Source organism: Corallococcus sp. AB030, assembly GCF_003668965.1.
Classification (GTDB): Bacteria; Myxococcota; Myxococcia; order Myxococcales; family Myxococcaceae; genus Corallococcus; species Corallococcus exiguus.
This window is the reverse complement of the sequence record NZ_RAWQ01000354.1, coordinates 1-5,222: the sequence shown is the minus strand read 5'-3', so window position 1 is coordinate 5,222 and position 5,222 is coordinate 1. Positions and strand designations below refer to the sequence as shown.

4 protein-coding genes and 1 pseudogene are annotated in these 5,222 nt (G+C 66.9%); 4 read left to right on the top strand and 1 reads right to left on the bottom strand.

Going from position 1 to position 5,222, the window contains the following annotated elements:
- Window positions 1-275: pseudogene (locus tag D7Y15_RS42070) on the bottom strand (transcriptional regulator); the annotation flags it as partial.
- A gap of 245 nt (window positions 276-520) precedes the next feature.
- Between D7Y15_RS42070 and D7Y15_RS42065 the strand changes: the two are divergent.
- The 4 genes from D7Y15_RS42065 to D7Y15_RS42045 form a co-directional block, all read left to right on the top strand.
- Window positions 521-2,890: a lamin tail domain-containing protein gene (locus D7Y15_RS42065; RefSeq protein ID WP_121756075.1), complete on the top strand. Its 2,370-nt coding sequence runs from the start codon at window positions 521-523 to the stop codon at window positions 2,888-2,890.
- A gap of 51 nt (window positions 2,891-2,941) precedes the next feature.
- Entirely contained in the window at window positions 2,942-3,571 is a 630-nt protein-coding gene (locus D7Y15_RS46205; protein WP_120578212.1) for a hypothetical protein, read from the top strand.
- Window positions 3,568-4,134, top strand: a complete 567-nt coding sequence (locus D7Y15_RS42055) for a head protein (RefSeq protein WP_121756074.1) — start codon at window positions 3,568-3,570, stop codon at window positions 4,132-4,134. Before D7Y15_RS46205 ends, D7Y15_RS42055 begins: the two co-directional genes overlap by 4 nt.
- Before the next feature lie 560 nt (window positions 4,135-4,694).
- The coding region (locus tag D7Y15_RS42045; RefSeq protein WP_121756073.1) for a head protein at window positions 4,695-5,222 on the top strand (528 nt) is incomplete at its 3' end.

Below are 5,222 nucleotides of genomic sequence, written 5' to 3'. Positions count from 1 at the left end.
GTGCCGTTGGTGGAGCCGGGCTTGAAGGCCTCCTCGACGGAGGTCTCCACGCGGCGCACGGCGGTCTCAATCTTCTCCGCGGCGGTCTTGGTGGTGGCGGCGGCCCAGGTGCGCAGCTGCACGAGGCCTTCCTTCACCTTGGCCTGCTTCTCCGGGTCCTTCACTTCCTTGAGGAGACGCTCGGCCTCGCCGCGGAGGTCGTCCGTGGTGCGCTTGAGGTCCTCGCCGGTGCGCTTGAGGAACTCCATCAACTGCCTGTCCCACTTCTCGGCCATGACGCGTCTCCTCCGTCGTCTGCTCGAACCCATCCAACTGCACGTGTGGACCGCGCGCAAAGCCTTCCGCGCTGTCCGTGTACGACGGCGGAGCGCGCCACTGATTGCCGTGTGGCAGTGCGTCAGGGGCTCCGCCGGGGTGCAAGCGGGGGGGCGCGCGACAGTCGGATGGCAGACACGTTAAGGTGCGTGCCCTCTTCCGGGGAGGCCGCGTTGGGGCGGGCCCGGTGCTGGAGTGTTCCCCTATGTCGTCCCGGTCCTTCCGAGCGGTGTCATCGCTCGTCGTGCTCACGTCCCTGTTCGCGCTGGTGGCCTGTGGTTCCAACGAACCGGAAACCACGGGGCCGGTGCTGCCCCAGGTGACGCTGCCGGCGGCCACGGTGGGGGCGGTCTACGAGAAGGTGCTGACGGCGACGGGCGGCACGGCGCCGCTCACGTATTCGGTGGACCAGGTGCCGCCGGGCTTCTCCTTCTATGGAGACAGCGGGCGGCTGGTGGGCCCGGCGACGACGGCCGGCGAGTGGACGCTGACGATGGTGGTGCGCGACGCGAAGGGCGCCCAGCACACGCGAGGCTATCCGTTGCGCGTGTGGCCGGCGCCGGTCATCACCACGACGTCGCCGCTGCCCTCCACGAAGGAGGGCAGCCTCTACACCTTCACCTTCACCTCCACGGGCGGGGCGCCGCCCCTGACCTGGTCGCAGGCGGGCGGAGCGATTCCGGACGGCCTGACGCTGACGGAGGACGGGGTGCTGACCGGCACGCCCCAGGGCCCGGCGCTGTATGAGTTCACGGTGCGGGTGGAGGACGCCAACGGCGCCCACGCGGAGGCGGTCATCCAGCTGCCCCTGACCACGTCGACCGGGGAGCTGCCCGACGGCGGTCCGGTGACGGATGGCGGGACGAAGACGGACGGCGGCACGACGGACGGCGGCACGAAGACGGATGGCGGGACGCAGCCGACGGCGGTGCCGTTGAAGGTGGGCAACTGGAACATCGAGTGGTTCGGCTCCACGGCCGAGGGCCCCTCGGACGAGGCGCTGCAGCTGGCCAACGCGACCGCGGTCATCGCGGACGCGGGGCCGGACGTGCTGGGCGTGGCGGAGATCGTCGGCGTGGACGCGTTCAACTCGCTGACGGCGAACCTCAGCGGCTACAGCGGCCTGCTCGCGGGTGATGGCTGGTACGGCCCCACGGCCCAGAAGGTGGGCCTGCTCTACAAGACGAGCACGGTGCAGCTGGTGAGCTCGAACGTCGTGCTGACGGACTGCGCGCAGGACTTCGCGTACCGGCCGCCGCTGCGCGTGGACCTGAAGGTGCTCCGGGGCTCCTCGCCGGTGGACCTCACGGTGATGGTGCTGCACATGAAGGCGTACGCGGAATATGACTCGTACGTGCGGCGCCAGGGCGCGGCGTCGTGCCTCAAGAACTACCTGGACACGAACCTGCCGACGCAGAACGTGATGGTGCTGGGCGACTGGAACGACGACGTGGACGCGTCCATCTACTATTTGCCGCCTGTGAATTCCGACCCGGCAAAACCGGCTCCATCACCCTACGTGGACTTCGTGAGCGACTCCGCTCGCTACAAGTTCCTCACCCAGCCGCTGTCGGAGTCCGGGACGCGCTCGACGGTGAGCAACAGCCAGTTCATCGACCATCAGCTGGTGACGAACGAGCTGGCGGCGTACCACGTGGCGAACTCCACGAAGGTGCTCAATCCGAGCATCGTCAGCTACAAGAACACCACGTCGGACCACTACCCCATCTTCAGCGACTTCAACTTCGGCTCGGCCGGGCAGTCGGGAAGCGTGAAGGTCACGGCGCCCAACGGCGGTGAGACGCTGAATGCGGGCCAGACGTTCAACATCACCTGGACGTCCAGCAACGTGTCGCAGGTGAACATCACGTACACGCTGGATGGGACGGTGTGGCGCGCGGTGGCGTCAGGCCTGACGGCGTCCACCAGCCGCTACGCGTGGACGGTGCCCAGCGAGTCCTCCACCTCCGTGCGGGTGCGCGTGGCGGACGCGGCGCGCGCGGACGTGGCGGACGTGAGCGACGGGGTGTTCACGCTGACGCGGCCGACGCAGCAGGTGTTCATCAACGAGTACCTAGCGCAGCCGCTCAATAATGCCGCGGGGACGCCGGATTACGACCAGCAGTTCGTGGAGATCTACAACGCGGGTCCGGGGTCGGTGGATCTGAGCGGCTGGAAGATCCACGACGCGAAGTCGTACTCGGGCGCGGACCCGGCACGGCACACGTTCGTGTCGGGCACGGTGTTGCCGGCGGGCAAGGCCTACGTGGTGTACTCGGGGTCGACCGCGCTGCCAGCGGGGGCGCAGTACTCGACGTACTCCAACGGCGGCTTGGGGCTGCGGTTCGACCGGGGCGTGAACCAGGGTGGCGCGGGTGACATCGTGTACCTGGTGCGCGCGGACGGGACGGTGCAGGACAGCCACTCGTACCAGACCTCCAGCATGCCGGTGGACCCTGGCTATTCGTTCAACCGGAAACCGGACCTGAGCCCCACGGGGATCTGGGTCGAGGGCTACAGCCTTTTCAATAAGGCCTCGACCCCGGGCAAGAAGGCGGACAACACCGCGTTCTGAAGCGCTTCGCGCTGACATGACTTCCACCTGGGGTTCTGCTTGGGTGGAAGGATGCGCGTCTGGGTTCATCTGAGAAGAATCGCCACGGCCGTGGTGTTGTGCGTGTGGCTCGCGGCCTGTGGCGGGACGCGTGGGGCGGTGGCTCCGCCTTCGCGGGAGGAGCTGCCCCGCCAGGTGCTGCTTCTGAGGGAGGCCCCGGATGGGAGCTTCACCCAGGAGTGGCGGCCGGCGGAGGACTTCGACCTCGCCCACTACGTGAAGGCCCCCGAGGGCCGGCGCATCGTGCGGACGGCGCGCTCCGTTCGGGACTGTGACGCGGAGAACCGCGAGTGCATCCAGGAATGCATGAGCCGGCCATTGGGGAGCGACTTCAGTCACATCACGAAACGGCCCGGGCTTGGTGGCAAGGAGGAGTACTGCGTCCGCCGATGCAAACAGCCCTACCTGGACTGCATCGACCTTGAGAAGCTCCGGCCGCAGGAGCTTTCCTCGCTGGATGCGGTCTCCGAATGGGCCCGGCGCAACCAACGCGCCATCCTGGTGGGCAGCGTGGTGGTCATCGCAGGGGTCGCGTTTGTCGTCGTCTCAGCGGGCGTGGGGCTCATCGTGCTCGCGCCCGCGCTGCTTCTGACGACGTCATCCGTGGCCCCAGCACAACACCTGGTGGAGAGCGCACCATGATGCACTTCTTCGACAAGTTGGAGGTCCTGGGACGGCACTACTCGGAGAGCACCTCTGAGGAGGAGAAGCAGGCCTTCATCTTCGCGATGGACGCCATCTACTTCATCCTGGGCACCGGGCAGGGCACCGAGTTTGAAGCATATGTCCAAAGCCAGGAGGCTTCCGCGCCTCCGTTGGTCATCGCCCGGTTCAAGACCCGAGAGGAGGCGGAAGCCGCGATGAACGCGCGCAAGCCCCAAGTCGATTCGGCACGCGTGCTGATTGGAGACGACTACTACTCCGCCATGTTCGTCCCAGCCACGGGGCGGACCCACCTGGTCTTCATGCCCCCCTTCATGGAGCATTACCTCCAGGAGATGGCGGATGAGCGGCGCCAGCCTTCGGGACTGTCCTTCTCCACGAAGGCGGAGGCGGAGGCGTGGATGAACCAGCAGCCCACGCCGCCCCAGCAGTTGGTCATCGACATCGCGGGGGCGCCGTATCTGGCCGCCTACCACCACCGCATCGACTACCGCGTCCTCTATCCCCTGCCCGCCCCCACGCCTCCGTCGCAGGAGATGTGAGGGCGGCACGGTGATGGCTAAGTCGGACGGCTCCGCGCTCTGAGCGGTTCGCGATGACATGACTTGCTCCTGCATGAGGCCCCGGATGGGAGCTTCACCCAGGAGTGGCGCGCGGCGGGGGACTTCGACCTCGCCCCCTATGTGAAGGCCCCCGAGGGCCGGCGCATCGTGCGGACCGCGCGCTCCGTGCGGGACTGTGACGCGGAGCACCTGGAGTGCATGCGGCGGTGCAAGAGCCGCCCAGTCCCCAAGGGGTTCGGTCATGTCCGCGTTCCACGCGGTGATGGCGGCAAGGAAGCCTATTGCAACGATCAGTGTCTGCCGCCCTATCAGGACTGCATCAAGCTGGAACAACTCCAGCCCCAGAAAGTATCCTCAACCGAAGAACTGTTGGACTGGGCAAGCCGGAACCGGAAGTCTCTTCTGGTTGGCGCTGTCGTCGTCATCGCGGGTGTTGCCTTCGTTGTTGTCTCTGCGGGTGCGGGACTCGTTGTACTGGCACCCGCACTTCTCATGGCAACCGAAGGAGCAGTCGGACTTCCACTGGCAGGGACGGTGCCGTGACCAAGCTATTCGACCAACTGGAAGTGCTCGGGCTGATCTTGCTCGACGACGCGCCCAGAACGCCCGGCAGCGAGGAGGCGATCCGCATCGCCGCGAATGCCATCCAGTTCATCTGTTCGACCGGCCAGGACAACGCATTCGAGGACTACGTCCAGAGCCTTCATGCCGGTGCCCCGCCCCTTGTCATCGGCCGGTTCGCCACGAAGGCGGAGGCGGAGGCGGCCATGGCCGCTCGGAGGTGGCCGGTCCATGTTGCGGCCGTGCTGATTGGGGACGATTACTACACCGCCATGTTCGTTCCAGCCACGGGAAGAACCCACCTGGTCCGGGCAGAAACGCTGGACTTCTACCTCCAGGCCATGGCGGATGAACGGCTCAAGCCTTCGGGCCTGTCCTTCGCCACGAAGGAGGAGGCAGAGGCGTGGATGAACCAGCAGCCCACGCCGCCCCAACAGGTGCTCATCGACGTCGCGGGGGCGCCGTATCTGGCCGCCTACCACCACCGCATCGACTACCGCGTCCTC

Excerpts from the sequence above, each read along its gene's own strand:
- D7Y15_RS42065 (WP_121756075.1), top strand. The coding sequence starts at position 521 with ATGTCGTCCCGGTCCTTCCGAGCGGTGTCATCGCTCGTCGTGCTCACG.
- D7Y15_RS46205 (WP_120578212.1), top strand. The coding sequence starts at position 2,942 with ATGCGCGTCTGGGTTCATCTGAGAAGAATCGCCACGGCCGTGGTGTTG.
- D7Y15_RS42055 (WP_121756074.1), top strand. The coding sequence starts at position 3,568 with ATGATGCACTTCTTCGACAAGTTGGAGGTCCTGGGACGGCACTACTCG.